The 17,377-nt window shown below is 47.9% G+C and carries 14 protein-coding genes; 6 read left to right on the forward strand and 8 right to left on the reverse strand.

Going from position 1 to position 17,377, the window contains the following annotated elements:
- Nucleotides 1-338: 338 nt before the first annotated feature.
- Nucleotides 339-728, reverse strand: a complete 390-nt coding sequence (locus NSQ20_RS29910) for a nuclear transport factor 2 family protein (RefSeq protein WP_340028149.1) — start codon at nucleotides 726-728, stop codon at nucleotides 339-341.
- 393 nt (nucleotides 729-1,121) lie between these two features.
- Between NSQ20_RS29910 and NSQ20_RS29915 the strand changes: the two genes are divergently transcribed.
- From NSQ20_RS29915 to NSQ20_RS29925, 3 genes are all read left to right on the forward strand, one after another.
- A complete protein-coding gene (locus NSQ20_RS29915) occupies nucleotides 1,122-1,439 on the forward strand; it encodes a metalloregulator ArsR/SmtB family transcription factor (protein ID WP_340030231.1) in 318 nt (105 codons plus the stop codon).
- 69 nt (nucleotides 1,440-1,508) lie between these two features.
- Nucleotides 1,509-2,321, forward strand: a complete 813-nt coding sequence (locus NSQ20_RS29920) for a hypothetical protein (protein ID WP_340031397.1) — start codon at nucleotides 1,509-1,511, stop codon at nucleotides 2,319-2,321.
- A 121-nt stretch (nucleotides 2,322-2,442) separates the two neighbouring features.
- Nucleotides 2,443-3,402, forward strand: a complete 960-nt coding sequence (locus tag NSQ20_RS29925) for an MraY family glycosyltransferase (RefSeq protein ID WP_036613004.1) — start codon at nucleotides 2,443-2,445, stop codon at nucleotides 3,400-3,402.
- 120 nt (nucleotides 3,403-3,522) lie between these two features.
- On the opposite strand, the gene NSQ20_RS29930 is transcribed toward NSQ20_RS29925, so the two are convergent.
- The 3 genes from NSQ20_RS29930 to NSQ20_RS29940 form a co-directional block, all read right to left on the reverse strand.
- Nucleotides 3,523-4,341 carry a carbohydrate ABC transporter permease gene (locus tag NSQ20_RS29930; protein ID WP_074092669.1) on the reverse strand — a complete coding sequence of 273 codons (819 nt, stop codon included), beginning with the start codon at nucleotides 4,339-4,341 and terminating at the stop codon, nucleotides 3,523-3,525.
- Nucleotides 4,341-5,234, reverse strand: coding sequence for a sugar ABC transporter permease (locus tag NSQ20_RS29935; protein WP_340033069.1), 894 nt, complete (start codon nucleotides 5,232-5,234; stop codon nucleotides 4,341-4,343). The genes NSQ20_RS29930 and NSQ20_RS29935 overlap by 1 nt, the downstream gene beginning before the upstream one ends.
- 138 nt (nucleotides 5,235-5,372) lie before the next feature.
- The gene (locus NSQ20_RS29940; RefSeq protein WP_340031398.1) at nucleotides 5,373-6,716 is read right to left on the reverse strand and encodes an extracellular solute-binding protein; all 1,344 of its coding nucleotides are present in this window, start codon (nucleotides 6,714-6,716) and stop codon (nucleotides 5,373-5,375) included.
- A gap of 490 nt (nucleotides 6,717-7,206) precedes the next feature.
- Between NSQ20_RS29940 and NSQ20_RS29945 the strand changes: the two genes are divergently transcribed.
- Complete coding sequence (locus tag NSQ20_RS29945; RefSeq protein WP_340031399.1) at nucleotides 7,207-8,238, forward strand: LacI family DNA-binding transcriptional regulator; 1,032 nt, start codon at nucleotides 7,207-7,209, stop codon at nucleotides 8,236-8,238.
- Between the two features lie 200 nt (nucleotides 8,239-8,438).
- Here the strand turns inward: NSQ20_RS29945 and cydC are convergent, their stop codons facing one another.
- Genes cydC through NSQ20_RS29965 form a run of 4 tightly spaced genes read right to left on the reverse strand, consistent with a single transcriptional unit; the run spans nucleotide 8,439 to nucleotide 14,708 of the window.
- A complete protein-coding gene (gene cydC / locus NSQ20_RS29950; RefSeq protein WP_340031401.1) occupies nucleotides 8,439-10,376 on the reverse strand; it encodes a thiol reductant ABC exporter subunit CydC in 1,938 nt (645 codons plus the stop codon).
- A gap of 1 nt (nucleotide 10,377) precedes the next feature.
- Entirely contained in the window at nucleotides 10,378-12,291 is a 1,914-nt protein-coding gene (gene cydD, locus NSQ20_RS29955; RefSeq protein ID WP_340031402.1) for a thiol reductant ABC exporter subunit CydD, read from the reverse strand.
- A 1-nt stretch (nucleotide 12,292) separates the two neighbouring features.
- Nucleotides 12,293-13,348 carry a cytochrome d ubiquinol oxidase subunit II gene (gene cydB, locus NSQ20_RS29960; protein WP_255319948.1) on the reverse strand — a complete coding sequence of 352 codons (1,056 nt, stop codon included), beginning with the start codon at nucleotides 13,346-13,348 and terminating at the stop codon, nucleotides 12,293-12,295.
- Complete coding sequence (locus NSQ20_RS29965) at nucleotides 13,293-14,708, reverse strand: cytochrome ubiquinol oxidase subunit I (RefSeq protein ID WP_076251795.1); 1,416 nt, start codon at nucleotides 14,706-14,708, stop codon at nucleotides 13,293-13,295. The genes cydB and NSQ20_RS29965 overlap by 56 nt, the downstream gene beginning before the upstream one ends.
- A gap of 383 nt (nucleotides 14,709-15,091) precedes the next feature.
- On the opposite strand from NSQ20_RS29965, the gene NSQ20_RS29970 reads away from it, so the two are divergent.
- Both NSQ20_RS29970 and NSQ20_RS29975 read left to right on the forward strand, forming a co-directional pair.
- Entirely contained in the window at nucleotides 15,092-16,384 is a 1,293-nt protein-coding gene (locus tag NSQ20_RS29970) for a hypothetical protein (RefSeq protein WP_340031405.1), read from the forward strand.
- A complete protein-coding gene (locus NSQ20_RS29975; RefSeq protein ID WP_340031407.1) occupies nucleotides 16,381-17,376 on the forward strand; it encodes a glycosyltransferase in 996 nt (331 codons plus the stop codon). The genes NSQ20_RS29970 and NSQ20_RS29975 overlap by 4 nt, the downstream gene beginning before the upstream one ends.
- Nucleotide 17,377: the final 1 nt, after the last annotated feature.

The raw sequence follows: 17,377 nt of genomic DNA on the forward strand, positions 1-17,377 counted from the left end.
GTCACCATGCAGAAAGTCACCATCTCCTAAGCTGCGTCTGGCTCAGAATAACCTAAGGCTCTAGCGACTACGTCTTATGCACGTTCATGAGGACCGTCCGCCATGTTTAAAACATGTGGGAGGGTCTTTTTCATGAACAGATTTTTATGTACAGATCTTCATGTACAGTTTTTGTGTACCAATTTCCCTGTAGAAACTGTGCTATCAGAGTGATGAAGCCCTCGTCCCCAGCGCCTTTAAAATCACCTAAATATGCGAACAAAAAAAGCCCCACAGCTTGAAAGACTGCGGAGCTTCGTTTCCTAACCATTGCATTATTACCTATTAATACTCCGCTATTACTGATTATACTTGTTGAACGCATTCTGGTCAGCCTGTACATTCTCTAGGTACACGATCTGCCCCGCATCATTCACACGCGCAATATCAATGCCTGCTTTGGCATATACCGTTCCGTCTGCCGCTTGTCCACATACCGCCCAGTTGGTCTGGTAGCTGCCGTCAGGCTGTTGCACCCACGCGTCCCACATATGTTTTACATCCTTATTATATTCGTAGAAAGCTTTCATAAAACCATCGAATCCTGTTCGGCTGGTGCCGTTAAGCACAATCTCCGCGTCCGGTGTAAACAGGGACAATAAGTCCTGCATGGCGCGCTCGTCTGTACGTGAAGCATCAAATAAACGGAAATAGTTGTTCAACAGTGTAGTGGTACTCATAGTACTCATTTATATTCCTCCTAGAATAAAAAGCCGTTTTCTAATCTTTCAGTTCGAATATTTTCGAACTAATTGAAAAGAAATGTATCATACTTCTTATACTGCCTGCAAGAAATATATAAGTTGAGACCGACTTTTACACTAACACGGAGAGTGCAGAACCAATCTGAAGAAGCGAAGCGTGCGCTTGAAAGCTTTCTGAAAGAAAGCTACATCGGAAGCATACGCTATCACCGGATTTTTCCCTTGGACCAAGGGAATAAAGAAAATCTGGGGATAAGAGCGATCGAAAGATGGTACTGCAATCGGAGTAAACAAGTGTAATAGTTACAAGTTCAACTTCTATAGTTCGAAATATTTCAAACATTGAAAGAGAAAGCCGAATATGCTAACGTCATAGATATGAGAACTCCAACGATACCTATGGCTTCGGAATTGAAGCTGACCACGGTCTGCAATGCATTGGGCGATCCGATCCGCATGAAAATTGCACACTGTCTGGCCAGTTCTGGCGAGAAAAACTGCTCCGCCTTCGAAGTTGACCATATTTCCAAATCCACGTTGTCCCATCACATCAAAATTTTACGTGAAGCTGGCGTGATCCAGCCACGCATTGAAGGTAAACAGCACTTTTATTCCCTACGAAAGGAAGAACTAAACACACGTTTTCCAGGACTCGTCGAGATGATTCTGAATACAACCGAGGAATACGTAGACTAAAGTAAGCAGGTTTGAAATTGAAGAACTACTTTCATCATAATTGCAATTCCCATAAAGGAGGCTAACCATATGGACAAAAAGGCAGCAAAGATACTGCTGAGCACCTTCTGGGGAGGTGGTGGCTGGAAAACAACCTCTCTACCCTTCTCCGGGGAGGAATTTGAATATGCCAAAAGCAAAGGTGTTATGTTCGATCCACTCACGATCACGCATGACGAGATTGTTCAGCGTCTGTACGACATGCATCAGGAGGACTCGTTTAAAGAACGGGTGATTTCGGCATTTCTACATAGTCTGTCCACCAAAAAAGTCTATCTACGCAGCGCATTATCCAGCTGGGCTTTAACATTGAACATGCCTTTACACACCTATGCGGAGCGCCCTGCCCTTCACCCTAACACCAGTGCCTGTGGAGATTGTAACTTCCTGCGTTTGCAGTCAGACAAGGAATATTCCGATGTCGACTTAAACGTCCTTAATTTTGAACGGATTAAGTGGGGCGGCGTGCGTCACGGCTGGCTTATCTATTGCCTGATGGATCTGGAATTACTGCTTCAGGACAACGATGCGAAATATGAAGTAACCCCTGAAGACCAAGCCATCCTGGTCAACCTGCTTGAAGCAGCTCAGACGGAAGACCCCAAAGACAGTGCTCGCTCACTTGAGAAGAAGTGGAAGGATCTCTTCCCTTCCAGCAAACAGGAGCGGGATGCCCTGCTGGAAATCTGGGCGGCAGCCGGCATACTGGCTCCTGGAGATAAACCGAGAAAACGTAAAGGTGGTTCCAGTGATTTTGTCTTTGCAGCAACCTGGCAAGGTGATGATGGCTATCATACAGAAACCGTAAAACATTATTTCGGCTCCTATCTTCCTCAAATGTGATAAAACCTGAACTTTTGCTCACCTTTGCATACATCTGGTTACAATAATGACATCGACAGATTTCCTGTTTAACTCGTATAATAAGGGGAAATTGGTAGATGGGAGTGAAACAAGCGAGTTTATGGTATACATACTGGCTTTTATAGTGTCTTTTGCTGTCGTGGTTCTGCTTATTCCACCGCTTGGTCGATTGGCTCACCGGCTCGATTTTGTGGACAAGCCTCGGGAAGATGTGGAGCGTAAGCTACACAGGCAACCTATCCCGCTCACGGCGAGTTACGCGATATTTACTGGATTTTTCCTGACATACATTGCTCTTACAAAAGAAATCACATGGGAAACAGCGGCTCTGGTCGCTGGTGGTATGCTTCTGCTAACGATTGGTACCGTCGACGACTGGTACAAAACAAAAGGCAAAGATTTTCCTGCCCTGCCCAAAATGCTCGTACAGGTCTCTGCTGCAGTACTCGTATTTGCTTCTGGCATTGCGTTTACCGGATTCGTGAATCCCTTCAACGCGGAATATGTCATGCTTCCAATCTGGCTGCAATTCATTCTCACGATCCTGTGGATCTTCGGGGTGACAACAGTCATCAACTTCTCGGACGGCATGGACGGACTGGCTGGCGGGTTATCGGCCATCTCGGCAATTACCCTGTTCATCGTGGCGCTTGCCAAAGGTCAAAGTGATTCCGCACTCATGTCGATCATTCTGGTCGGTGTAACGATTGGTTATCTGAAGTACAACAAAGCTCCTGCCAAAGTGTTCATGGGTGATGCAGGCGCTACGTTCCTTGGCTTCATTCTGGCGGTTATCGCTCTGGATGGTGCATTCAAACAAGCGACCATGTTGTCCATCTTCATTCCCATTCTGGCGCTGGGTGTACCGATCTTCGACAACATCTTTGTCGTTATCAAACGTTTCATTCAAGGTAAAGCGATCTATCAGGCCGATGCGAGTCAAGCTCATTATCGGTTGCTGCGTGCCGGATTGAATCAAAATCAGGTGGTGGGTGTGCTGTATCTAGTCAGCACATGTCTGTGTCTATCCTCCATTATTCTGATGTTAGTAGAGTTGTAAAACCAAAATAACGATGAAAATAATAGAAGCCACCTTCATTGCGTTGAGGGTGGCTTTCTTATGATGTTTTTTTGGATCGCTTGCCTTTTTTCGTTTCAGTTAAAGCGGAGTGATTCTAACTTACGATTTAACAGCCCCTGCCATAGCACCTCCAACAATGAAACGTTGCAAAGCAACATACAGGACAACCAGTGGCAAGGTAACAATCAGAATGCCACACGCGAGCAGCGGCCAGTTGTTCATGTACTGTCCATAAAATGTAAAGAGTCCTTTGGTTACCGGCTGATAATTCGGATCAGATAAATAAATGGTCGGCCCGATAATATCGTTCCATACACCAATCGCGGTAAGAATAATACCTGTTGCCAGGATTGGTTTCATTAACGGAACAAGGATGGTGAACAGATACCTTGTATACCCGCACCCGTCCATGGCAGAGGCCTCATCCAGTTCACGCGATATTGATTTGATATAACCCACAAACATGAGAAAGGCAATGCCCGTACCTGTCGTCTTCAATAAGATGTACCCGATTTGGGTGTTGTAAAGACCCAGATTATTGATCAGGGAAAACTGCGGAATGAGCGGGTTGGGAAGGTACATGGAAATCAGAAAGAAAATATAAATGAGTGTGCTGAATTTAACATATCTGCGTGCGAGCGGGAATGCAGCAAATATAGATAAAATCAACGTCAGCAGGGTGGACATCCCTGTATAGAGCACACTGTTCCACATATACTGAGAGAAGTTCCCTTTGTTCCATGCTTCGGAAAAGTTCTCAAGCCGGATCCCTTCAGTAAGAGCTACAGGATCGAGCAGATACTCTGTCTGTGTCTTCATGGATACATTGAACAGATAGAATAGAGGGAAAACGTACAACGCAAGCATGAGCAGAACGATAACGTAGCTGACCATTCTGGACGTTTGGCTCTGTTTCATTACGCTTCCACCTCTCTTCTGCGAAGGTAAAATAAAGCGACCATCGATATGGTAAATACAAAGAGGAACTGAATCATCGCCACAGCAGAAGCCAAACCATAATCAGCCGTTCCTGTGCCAAATGCCGTAGCATAAACATCAAACGCAAGCGTCGTTGTATTGAACTTGCCGCCTGTAAGTACATAGATAATATCAAAGGTTTGCAATGCCCCTATGATAGACAAGAGCATGTTAACGGTGAATGCAGGAGCAATCATGGGGAATGTAATGTTTGTAAATGCTTTCCACCCCGAAGCACCATCCATGTAACCCGCCTCATACAGATCGCTCGGAATAGACTGCAGACCTGCAAGAAAAATCGTCATGGAGTAACCCATGTACATCCAGATCTGAACAAAAATAATCAGTTCGAAGGCGATATTATAATCGCCAAAAAAGTTGGAACTGGTACCCAAGAAATTCAGAAAGGACTGGGCTGGTCCGCCCAGCGGATTTGCAACGAGTTGCCAAATGAGTCCAGACACAGTAACCCCCAGCACCACTGGCAAAAAGAATACCGCGCGATAAAATTTATCGCCTCTAAGCTTTTTATTGATCAAAATCGCTATAAACAAACCCACTGCATTTTGTATGATCACAACAGCAAACGCAAAGTATAAGGATCGCCCAATAGCATCCATTCGGTCTCCAGCATTGGATGCACCAAAAAATGTTTTATAGTTTTCAAAGCCGATAAAGCTCCATTCCTGGCCCCGAACACCAGTAGCATCTGTAAACGAAAACAGTATCGTCACAAGTGATGGACCGAAGCCAAACACGACATAAAGTAACAACGGAATGCTCAAATACAGATAAGGAATAAGTCTTGCCTTACCTTTCCCAAACGGATACATCATCCTCACACCTTTCATGGGGTAAAACTAAGACATAAGAAAACCGGAATAACAGCCTTGTCTGGCCTGAAGGCTCAGACCCGAGCGCTATTCCGGCGCATGCGGCCAACTTGTGCCATGAATATGAATGATTATGAATTACTTTGGAGCAGCAGCATCCCAGTCCGCTTGGGATTTACCCGCAAGCTCTTCCGGTGTTGCAATCGGTCCGGCTGGCTTGAGCATCTCTGCGTGAACGCTGGCCTCAGAAATGTACTGTCCTACATTCTGACGGTTAATGAACAACTGATCCCAAGAAAGTTTAAAGTCCTCCAGGTAAGGCTGAATGCCTTGGATAAACTCACTTGTCATCTCCACATCAGGCTGTGTAGGCAGGAAGCCGGCTGCATTCACAAATTCCGTGTAGTTCTCTTTCTCCGATAACATATCAAGCCATTTCATTGCGTAATCCTTGTTCGGTGAGTTATCCACCACCATCCAAGTCATATCGTATTTACCCGCCAGATTTTTGTTCTTGGCTGCATCATTGCTACCTGGAATTGGGAAATATCCAAACTTCAGATCAGGGTTGGCCGTTTGAATTGTTGTTGCATCCCAAGTGCCGTCAGCAATCATAGCCACCTTGCCTGTAGCGAACAAACTGGGCAATGTTCCGTAGTCAATACCCATGAAACCAGGCATTGCATTGTTCATCAGATCCTGAGATTTCTGCAAGACTTCAAGTTGAACCGGATCCGTCAGCTTGGTTTCACCAGTCCATAGACCTTTGATATAAGCAAGCTGATCTTCATGAATAGAGGCCTGAAGCCCTTGCACCGCAAGACCTATTGGCCATACATCTTTACCCGCCAGACCCAGCGCTTCGACACCATTGTCTTTGAACACTTTGATAACATGTTGCAATTCATCCCAGGTTGTAGGGATTTCCAGATTATATTTTGCGAAGAGTTCCTTATTGTAGAACAGTCCTGTGAATGCCACCTTGCCCATGTTTACACCGTACACCTTATCGTTATACGTCATTGCGTTCTGTACATCCGCTTCATTGTAGTTTTTGATAAAAGATTGATCAGACAGATCACCGATTAACCCGGCATCGATCCATTGCTTCCACATCGGATCAGCAGCACCACTGGACCATTCCTGCGGAGCGCCTACAAAGCTTGATTTGAGTGGAATGATATCCACATCCCCATTACTTCCGGCGTTCATCCGTGTTTGCATCAACTGATCGTAAGTCGCGTCTGCCGGAACGGTAGTATACTCCACCTTTACGTCCGGATATTTCGCTTCAAATTTCGTATTAAACTCTTTGATGTAGTTGTTAATATTCTCTTGCTGCCAGTGAATGATCTTCAAGGTAACTTTTTTGCTGCTGTCTGTAGCCTGAGTTCCTTCTGATTCCGAAGAGCTACTACTACAAGCGGCGAGCACACATAATAAAGCGGTTACAAGTACAATGGCTAAAGTCATTTTCTTCATTTTCGTTGTCCCCCATATTTTTGAATTAAATCTACGAAATCAGTTTCGTTAATTCCACCCTTATTATGACTTCAGATCTTTATTTTGTAAATAGTCATTTTGTTTTTTTGATTTCTATGCTCCAACCCGCTTAATAAAAGCTTTATTTATTGCGGTATACGTTGAAATCAAGGTAACCTTTACGATAGTTACGAAAGTTACGAAACACAGCACATGACATAATTTCATATACAGCCCCAGATAACCCGGTATTCCTTTAAATGGACTAAAAATCTGTAAAACAATTAAGATTACGAGCTAAAATCCATCCTTATTTTCGCGACAAACCTCCTTGATCACTTCAAACCTATGGATGCATATCATTTCAAGTGTGAAACCCTCTCTCTGCTGTTGACTCTCCGGTCTATGTAGCATAGAATACTTGCAAGAAAGCGAAAAAACCGATACAGCCCCAGTTTACGAAACCAGTTTAGGAATCCGAGGGATGTTTATGAATATCAAAACGATAGCGAGTTTAGCCGGCGTATCTGTAGCCACGGTGTCCAAGATTATCAATAACTATCCAGATATTAGCGAGGAAACGCGCCAGCGTGTACTTAAAATTATGGAAGAGACAGGCTATCGTCCATCTTCTTCAGCCAAAACACTGGCAACCAAAAAATCCAGCCTCGTTGGCGTTGTGTTTGCAGGGAAGCTGAACGTGGATTTCAGCCACCCTTTCTTCGTACAGGTTATCAATGCGTTTAAGAAACAAATTGGCTTGCTTGGATACGATCTACTCTTCTTCTCGAATGAGAAGTTTCTGGATCAGGGTGAGGACTACTTGGCGAGATCCAAGTATTTTCAAGTGGATGGCTGTATTATTATTGCGGGGGATGAGGTCGAGAGCAGCATATTCGACCTGGATGCCAGCCCGATTCCTTGTATCGGAATAGATATCGAGCTAACAGGACAAAGCTCCTGTTACATCATGTCCGATAACGATAAGATCTCAACCAAAGTTGTAGAACAATTTTATATGAACGGTTATCGAGATGTTGGTTTTATCGGGCTGGAGCGCGCCTCTCTTGTGATGCAACAGAGAGAGATGGCTTTCAAACGTTCACTAAATCAGTTTAGTCTTGATGAAAAGCCCGAGTGGGTTGTATACAGCAAAGATTATGCCGCAGCGGATGGATACGAAGCGGCCAAGAAAATGCTCGCCTTCAAGACTCTGCCACGTGCCGTGTTTGCAGCCACAGATCTACTTGCCTTTGGAGCTATTCGCGCCTTTAAGGAAGTGGGGTTACGCATTCCAGAAGATATAGCTGTGGCAGGTTGTGACGACATCGAAGCCTGCCGTTATACCGATCCACCGCTCACAACCGTCAAGCAGGATACCGACAAAATCGGACGCCTTGCTGCCATGATTCTGTTTGATCTGATGAACAAACAAATGGATAATCGTTGCATTAAAGTAGAGCCGGAACTGGTTGTGCGTCAATCCTGTGGCACAGCCATGCTGCTGGCACAGGAAATCTGAGCGTTAAGTCCTTGGGACTGGCTGCTGCAGATCAATTCACATCATAGACATAGCGATTTTTCATAAAACTCCACATCAAGAAACGAAAAGGGGATGTCCCATAAGTCATGAATATGACAGGGGACATCCCTTGTTTGTGTTATTTTGTTTTAATGAACCTGAGACACGCTATTCGCTTCCATTTGCCGAGAAAGTTCCTGCTATCTGGAAGCGGCAGTAGGCAGCTTGCCCTCTACTGTCTGCAAGTCAGACCACCCCGGCCGATCAAGTTCGATTAGACGGCGGTATCGCTCTTCCCCAGCCAGCAATTGTTCGTGAGAACCTTGCATGGCAATCTTTCCATTTTCCATAAAAATAAGTTCGTCCATCTGTTCCGCACCAATCAGGTGATGGGTGACCCAGATCATCGTTTTGCCTTGCAAGTTGTCCAGGATGGTGCGCATCAACTCTCGTTCCGTCACCGGATCAAGCCCTACGGTTGGTTCATCCAATATAATAACAGGTGTCTCCCGAAGCAGTACCCGGGCCAGAGCGATCCGTTGCCTTTCCCCACCGGAGAAACGCAGGCCCGTCTCCAGCATTGGCGTATCATATCCCTGCGGCAAAGATTCGATTAGACCGGATAACCCTACTTGGGCGGCCACCTGACGAATCTCCTCATCCGTTGCATGTGGACGACCAATCCGCAAATTATTGGCTACCGTGGTGTCGAACAGGTATGGGCTCTGATTCAGTACTGCGATGACATCCGTGACACTCTCACCCAAGGTCTGCACAGACATATTATTGATCAGAACTTTCCCCGCAGACGGAAGTAATGCCCCCTGAATCAGCTTCAACAAGGTTGATTTGCCGCCGCCGCTTCGTCCAAGAATAGCTAATCGTTTGCCTTGTGGCAGATGAAGGGATACGTCCTGTACGGCGTAGGAATCATCCGCTGCATAACGATAACTTACGCGATTAATCTCGATGTCTGCTCTGAGTTTGGGTGGAATGCGAAGACGAATTCGTCTGTCTGGGATAACATTCGCAGCTGGCAAGGACTCCGATGTCTGTCCAGCCATCACGTTGCCGTTTTTTACTACAGAGATCGATTCGCCCGTTCCATCAGCATCACCAACTCCATTCTGCAACGGAAGATACCCTTTCCCTTCGAGCTGTTTCAAGCGATCCAGTGATTCCCGGTACTGTGGAAGATGCTCCACTGCATCCCCTACAGGCAGAAGTGATTCCGTAAGTGGAAATAACACCAGCACAAAAGCAACAATCATCACGGCAGGCAATTGCCCGATAGAAGCGGCATTTCCGGCCCATAACGTAACCGATACCACCAGCAGGCCAATGACAGACTGAGCCATCAGATCACGCCAGCGTGTCCAGCGCCGCAACTTGCGACGAATCGCGTCGACCTGTTCCTCCGCTTCTTCCTGTTGCTGAACAAATTCGGCCACTCGTCCACTTGCAAGCCAATCTCCCAGTCCAAGTACACCGTCGGTCAGACGGGTATACAACCTGCTGTTTTCCTTTTTCATCCGTACACGCCATTTCCACGTCACTTTCAGGGAGATCGCAGGTAACACGGCAACGAGAAATAACATATACAAGCCCATCCACACCGCAAATCCCAGATCAACACTGCCAAAGGCAATCACAGCCCCACCGTACATCACAAGTGCGGTAACGGCGGGAAAAACGGTGCGCAGATAAATATCCTGCAACCGCTCCACATCATCGGCGAGTGCTCCAAGTACATCCCCGGTCTGCATACGAGAACGCAGGAACAGGGCCTGTGGCTCCAGAATGCGATATAATTTCACCCGTTGATCGGCCAACACCCGCAGTACGGCATCATGTCCTGCCAATCGCTCGATATATCGAAACACGGCGCGGAATATCCCAAATGCACGTACACCAACAATAGGTACATACACCATCAAAATATTTTCAGGACGCAGCGCAGACTTGGAGATCAGAAATCCGGAGGTGAACAGTAGCAGTACCGCACACAAGGCAGCACATGTACCCAGCGCAATAACTGCGATGAATCTCCAGCGGTACTGTGCCACATACGGAGCAATCCAGCTATTTTTTTCTTTTCCGTTACGGACGGTCTCCATATGCTCATATCCGGACTTCATTTTATATCGCCTCCATCTGGGCCTGAATCATCTGATAATATACGCCTTGTCGTGCCAGTAACTCCTGATGTGTTCCCGTCTCTGCCACTGTGCCGCCATCCATGACAATAATCCGATCCATATGCGGCATCCAATGCAGACGATGGGTAGCCAAAAATACAAGTTTCCCTTCAAATAGCGGCAGCATCGTCTGTTTCAGTTCATACTCTGTCTCTACATCCAGATGAGCTGTCGGTTCATCAAGCAGCAGGATGTTTCGTTTACTAAGCAAGGCCCTTGCCAGCGCCACGCGTTGCTCCTGCCCACCACTGAGCTGTCTGCCACCAGCCCCAATGGGCTCATACAGTCCACCGGATAATGAGGACAGTAGCTTGGTTAATCCAGCTGCGCTAATGGCCTTGGCCACTTCCGCATCCGAAGCCTCCGGCATATAGAAACGAACGTTATCGGCCAGGCTTCCACTGAAAATATACGGATGCTGTGGGATAGCTGCCGTCTGTCTTTGCCAAGATTCGAGCATATCTGGTGTAACCGGCTGGCCGTTAGCCAGTACTTGACCCGAAGTAGGCAGCTGAAATCCAGCCAATACGTCAATCAACGTGGACTTGCCTGCTCCGCTGGCACCAATAATACCGATTTTGCCAAGACCCGTGATCTGAAATGTGACATCCTTTAGCGAATAAGGACCTTCATCATCATGCCGTACCTGTACATCCGTTAGTGCTAGTCTGCTACTCTCATTCCAAGAGAACACTGAGGAAGAGGAAGAAACAAGCTCAGGAGTAGTAGAAACAGAAGCAGAATCAGGAGCAAGATGCCCCGCAGCCATTTTATCATTCAACACGACACGTATGGTCGAAGTAGCGGCTTTCCTTTTACCCAAAGACAATGATGCATATCCCGTCCCATCCTCTGCCATGTCCGCATGCGCAACAACATTTGCATAGGCTTCTTTTTGTTTCTGTTCAGCAGCTTTCCCCCGTTCAATCACTTGGTTGATAGCCGCTCCAGCTTCCTTACCGTCCAATGTGGCATGATAATCAGCGCCGAGCATACGTACAGGCAGGAAATATTCAGGTGCCAAGATCAGTACCGTCAGCGCAGGGCCAAGTAGCATATGCCCTTCTGTCAGACGTAATCCCAGACCAACTGCTACGGAAGCAACGGACAACATCGTAAAGAAATCGAGTGCAAACGAAGAAAGAAAAGCCATGCGCAGAGTAGACATCGTTGCTTTCCGATACCGCTGACTGACCCGCAAAATGGACCCTTCATGTGTTTTGCTCTGTCCCAATGTTTTTAGCGTTTCTAGTCCACGCAAGGTATCAACAAAATGGTTAGCGAGTGCTTTGTAAGATCTGAATTGTCCGTCTATCTTACGCTGAGCTGCGAGGCCAATCAGAATCATGAATACGATCAGGATTGGGAGTGTCAGCATCAGAATAACCCCGGACATCAGATCCAGCTTGAACACATACAGCAAAATGACGATGGGTGTGAATCCTATGCCCAGCATGCGAGGAATAAATAGTTCCAGATACGTCTTGTATTGAGCTGTTCCCTCACGTGCCAGTGTGACCAGATGGCCTGTGCCCTCTGTCTTGGCATAACGCGGCCCGAGCCTGAACCACTGCTCCACCATCTGTCTGCGCAGATCAGTCCCTGTCCTCTCCGCATATCGTGAAGTCACGAGTTGTAACCAGAAGGATAGGGCGTAGCGGGCGGCAAAAGCAGCCAGGAACAGCAGCAGTACAGGGTACTGCTCCGTTACGGATGAACCTTCAAACAATGCCGTGATGGCCTGTGCCAGCCATTTGGCTTGCATAATGATCGTCATCGCCTGTAGCAGCACCAGCGCTGAGGCCAGCGCAAGTACCGGCCGGATGCCCGGCAGCTTCATCAGCCCCCGTCCCATATTAGTACTCCAGGTGGTGCTGCTCGTTCAGACGTTTGCGGAAGATATAATAACTCCAGATCTGATAGCCAAGAACAAACGGCAGCAATGTGCAAGCTACAATGGTCATTACTTTCAATGAATACGCTCCCGATGCGGCATTGTATACAGTCAGGTCATACGCCGCCCCAAAGGAACTCACCATCACTCTTGGGAAAAGTCCGATAAAGACCGAGGCAAAGGCAATTGCAATCACTGTTCCAGTCATACCAAAAGCCCAGCCTTCACGCTTCTGACGAACAAAGTATGCCGCAAGTGCAAGCGAAACTGCGCCAAGTACAACCATGATCCAAAGAGCCCAGCCGCGTACGGCGAACACATCCGTCATGAAATACGTCATTAACGCGTAAACGGCGAGCAGTGCAACCAGCGGCAGCATCAACTTTTGCGCTGTCTTCAAGGCACGCTCTCTGAGATCACCTACTGTCCGTAGTGATGCAAACAGCAATCCATGAACCAGACACAGCAGCGTTACACTCAAGCCACCAATCACGGTGTACGGATTAACAATATCGAGGAATCCTGCACGCAACTGCATCTCCCCATCAATGGGCAGACCTTTCATCAATGTGGCAAAGACCACGCCGAACAGGAAAGGCAAGAGCGCGCTGGAGACAACAATGATGATGTCCCATGTTTTGCGCCAGCGTTGCTGTTTCATTTTACTGCGGAATTCGAAAGCAACTCCGCGGCCAATCAAGGCAAGCAACACCACCACAAGTGGCAGGTAAAAACCACTGAACAACGTGGCATACCAGTGCGGGAAGGCAGCAAACATTGCTCCCCCCGCCGTAATCAGCCATACTTCATTACCATCCCAGAACGGACCGATCGAGTTGATCAGAGTCCGACGTTCACGGTCTGTTTTGGCGATAATGCCTGTAGACATCCCCACCCCAAAATCAAAACCTTCCAAAAAGAAGAAACCAACAAACAATACGGCAATCAGCAAAAACCACAACTCACTTAGTGACAACGGAATAACCTCCATCCACGCCGAACGGATCGGCCGATTCATCGTGATCTTCTGGCTTCTCGACCGCAAACGGTCCTGCTTTGATCTCACGTACGAACAGGTATACCATCACGATTCCGAGAACCGTATACGCAGCGGTAAAAGCGATGGTCGAGAACAGGATCGTTCCTGCGGATACGTTCGGCGAGACCCCGGCTTCGGTTGTCATATAGCCAAATACTGTCCATGGCTGTCTTCCTACCTCGGTCATAATCCAACCTGACGTATTGGCGATAAACGGCAGGGAGATGGCGAACACCATCAGATGCATAAACCACTTTCCAGCGACCTCCAGCTTCTTACGCATGGCTAGGAACGTACCGTATAGCGCCAATGCAATCATTAAACCACCCGCTGCGATCATAATGCGGAAACTCCAGAATGTTGTCCGTACCGGCGGGATGTAGTCCCCCGGTCCATACGTCTGTTCATACTCAGCTTGAAGCTCCTTCATACCTTTGACACTACCGGAGAACTTGCTGTAGGACAGATAACTGAGCAATCCAGGGATTTTGATCTCACCCGTACTCTCCTGTTTATCCGGGTCAATAAAAGCGACCACCGTCCATGGTGCCGGATCTTCTGTCGTTGTCCATGTGCCCTCACTGGCTGCCATCTTCATCGGCTGTGTCTCCACCAGATATTGCGCCTGGAAGTGTCCGGAGAAAGCTACACCAAATGAAGAAACAAGAGCGATAATGATCGCGATATTAAACGATTTGCGGAAGATCTCCACATCCTGCTTTTTCATCAATTTGTAGGCACTGATCCCGGTTACAACGAAGGCTCCTGTCATCAATGCCCCAAAGATTGTATGTGGGAACTCGACGAGCAACTGACCATTCGTGATGAGTGCAAAGAAATCATTCATCTCGGCTCGGCCGTTGTTAATCTCAAACCCAACAGGATGTTGCATAAATGAATTGGCTGCCAGAATCCACAGCGCGGACAGGAATGTGCCGACAAACACCAGCCAGATGCAGGCTAGATGCACTTTTTTGGACAAACGATCCCATCCGAATATCCACAATCCAATAAATGTAGACTCCATAAAAAACGCCAGTAGCGCTTCAATAGCCAGTGGCGCACCGAACACGTCTCCGACAAATCGGGAGTACTCGGACCAGTTCATACCAAACTGGAACTCTTGCAAAATACCTGTGACTACCCCGACGGCAAAGTTAATCAGGAACAGCTTGCCCCAGAACTTCGCCATCGTTTTGTAGATTTCCTTACCCTTAACAACGTACAACGTCTCCATAATCGCAACCAACAGTACTAGACCGATGGATAGCGGGACAAAAAAGAAATGGAAAATCGTTGTAAGTGCATATTGGATACGCGATAACATAATCGGATCCATACCGTTACCCCTTCTTTCTGTTCACTTCGCAGTATGCGTATTTGGCATTGAAGCTGCACCTTCGCTGTCTGTCCGCCAAATACGTTGATGAACGTATTGTGCCAGATTACCTATTTTATACATGTGAGAATTATCACAATCTTCCTCTCTAGAGCAAAAAAAAGTGATCCTGGTCACACAAAAGATAAAATTCAGCCTTTTATCACAGCTTGCCAACTTCATCTATTCATGGAAGATACTCATGTTTGGGACGGAATGCCCATATGTTAGTCTCAGGCATATCATGCGAAGTACCGTGAGGGCTTTACATATGAAGTGAAAGCATGAAACACATGCAGAGCGAATGACGCTCCATATTACAGTCAAGGTGAGGTGAACTATTCATGGAAAAACCTGCACCACTACCAGGTGAAGACACCGAAGCCAGCCTGGATAAGGCCAGTACAACACTGCCCCCTGTCCGGTATGTTCTCTTCCCTCGCAAAGGAGGCTGGTCATCCTTTCCCTATCCCGATATTGCTGCACTGCTGTCGATCGAGGGAGAGGTCTACTATGTCAGCAGCCTGACGCAAACAGAAGATGTACCTCCGGTCATTACCATCATCTCCCTCCCTGAGGCTGAGCAGCTATTGCTGGAACCTCGCACCGTAGCCGTAGTCGCCCATCCCTACTGGCTAATGGCTACAGCTTCGCTGGAGCCTGAGCTATGTATTGCCCTGCTCCCTGAGCCTGCTGGAAACGAAGCAGAATCTCCGCTATGGGAGAGCAGTATTTCCAAACTGGTCGGCATCGCCGATCTGGTAGGCACATCCTCCGAAACACGTTATATGAAGCTGTTATTCCAAGGCGTACGTGCCATCTGGCTGGGCGGAGAAGACCCTGCACCTGCGGGTACGATGCAAAAGGATGATCTCGAAGTCCCTCTCCGGGACTACGAACTGCTCTTCTTGCATGCGCTGCGGCAGATCCTGTCAGGCACTCCAGATAGCGTCACCCTGCTTCAATGCAGTGTACGTGCCGACTTCTACCGTCAGTTGCGTGCCAAAGCAGGTGCACATGAGACGATATCCTTTTTGCTGGCAGCCTATGAGTACTTGCTTGAAGATCCTCGGGCTATCCATTCACTGCAAGAGGCCTTTACCCACGCGGTCTTGAACGGTCGCAGTGATTGTGTGGTCTCCCACTATCGCTTCCTGTCTGCCATTCATGCCCGGTCCGGACAGTTGGAGGACGCCCTGCGGGTGTACGGAATTAGTGCAGCCGATGAACAAGAACGGCATCATTATGAACAGCTCTGTCGCTGGTTTGAGGCGGGAGAGGATCAACTTGTACGAGCGGAACTACTCCGTATGAACGATGATTACGGAAACGCCCTGCGTATCCTGGACGAACTTGGCGGAGAAACGGCGAGACATTGGAAATTCCGCATTTACCAGGAGACTGGACGTGTGGAAGAAGCACTGGCTCTGGTGCATGCAGTCGATATTCAGGATGATGCCAGTCGCCGGGATTATCAGCAATTATCCGGCAGTGCGCTGGCACTGCGAGGGGAACGACACGGGGCAGTCCGACATTTCCTTGAGACAGCACTGGAGGATGAAGATGCGCTGGCCCGGATTGTCGAGCTGGAGCTGTTGGATCATGCTGTACAGCAATTGCTTGGGGAGGTGCCATGATGCTGGACCCGAAGAAGCGTAGACAACAGTTGAATGGGCCAATGGTGCACAGGAATATCCGAACCGAAACCACTTACACGCCAACCGAAACAGTCGATCGAACACATACAGACGCATTGGAAAATGGCGATCACACCCCGGATCATGCACAACCAACGCAGGACATCCGAAGCCAAGTGCATCACTGGAATGATTCACAAGGTCAGGCAGAACAGAATGCTGCTGTAACACAAGAGGAAACAAGTGTATTCAAAGAGCCTTTCTCCATTCGTCGGGTTCGCAAAAGCAAAGGCAACAAGCTGACCGCCATGCTCCAGGTTCGCAATGAACGTGGCCGATACCTTGAAGAAGTATTGCATGATCTGAGTGAGTTCGTGGATGAAATCGTCATTGTGGACGATGCCAGCACAGACGGAACACCGGACATATGCAAAGCCTATCCAAAGGTGGTCCGTCTGGAGGTATTGGAGAAACCACTGTTCGCCGAGGAATGGCGACTTCGCAACACCTTGTGGCAAGCGGCTGCGGGAACATGTCCCGACTGGTTGCTCTCAGTTGATGCGGATGAGCTGTACAGCTCAGAGGCCAAGAAAGCCATACGCACTCTGATTAATCAGGAGTATGCGGACTGGTTTGCATTCCGATTCTACGATATGTGGGGTGGCCGGACCCACTACCGGGAAGATGATCTCTGGTCTCTGCACAAACGGCATACCGCTTCACTTGTACGGTATATGCCTGGATATCCTTATTTTTATCCACAACAGAATCATCATGTTCCCCGCCTTCCCTTGTCCTGCACGGTATTGCCTGGGGTCAGCACGGAATTGAAGGTTCAGCATCTCGGATGGGCAGGCAGTCTGGAGGACCGGGTTCGTAAATATTTGCGTTACAAGCGCATTGATCCTAGCGGTGAGTGGGGCAATCTTGCACATTACGAGTCTATTCTCGATCCGGAACCTCGGTTGATCCCCTGGAAGGAGGGACCGTGAG

Source organism: Paenibacillus sp. FSL K6-1122 (assembly GCF_037977015.1).
GTDB classification, from domain to species: Bacteria; Bacillota; Bacilli; order Paenibacillales; family Paenibacillaceae; genus Paenibacillus; species Paenibacillus amylolyticus.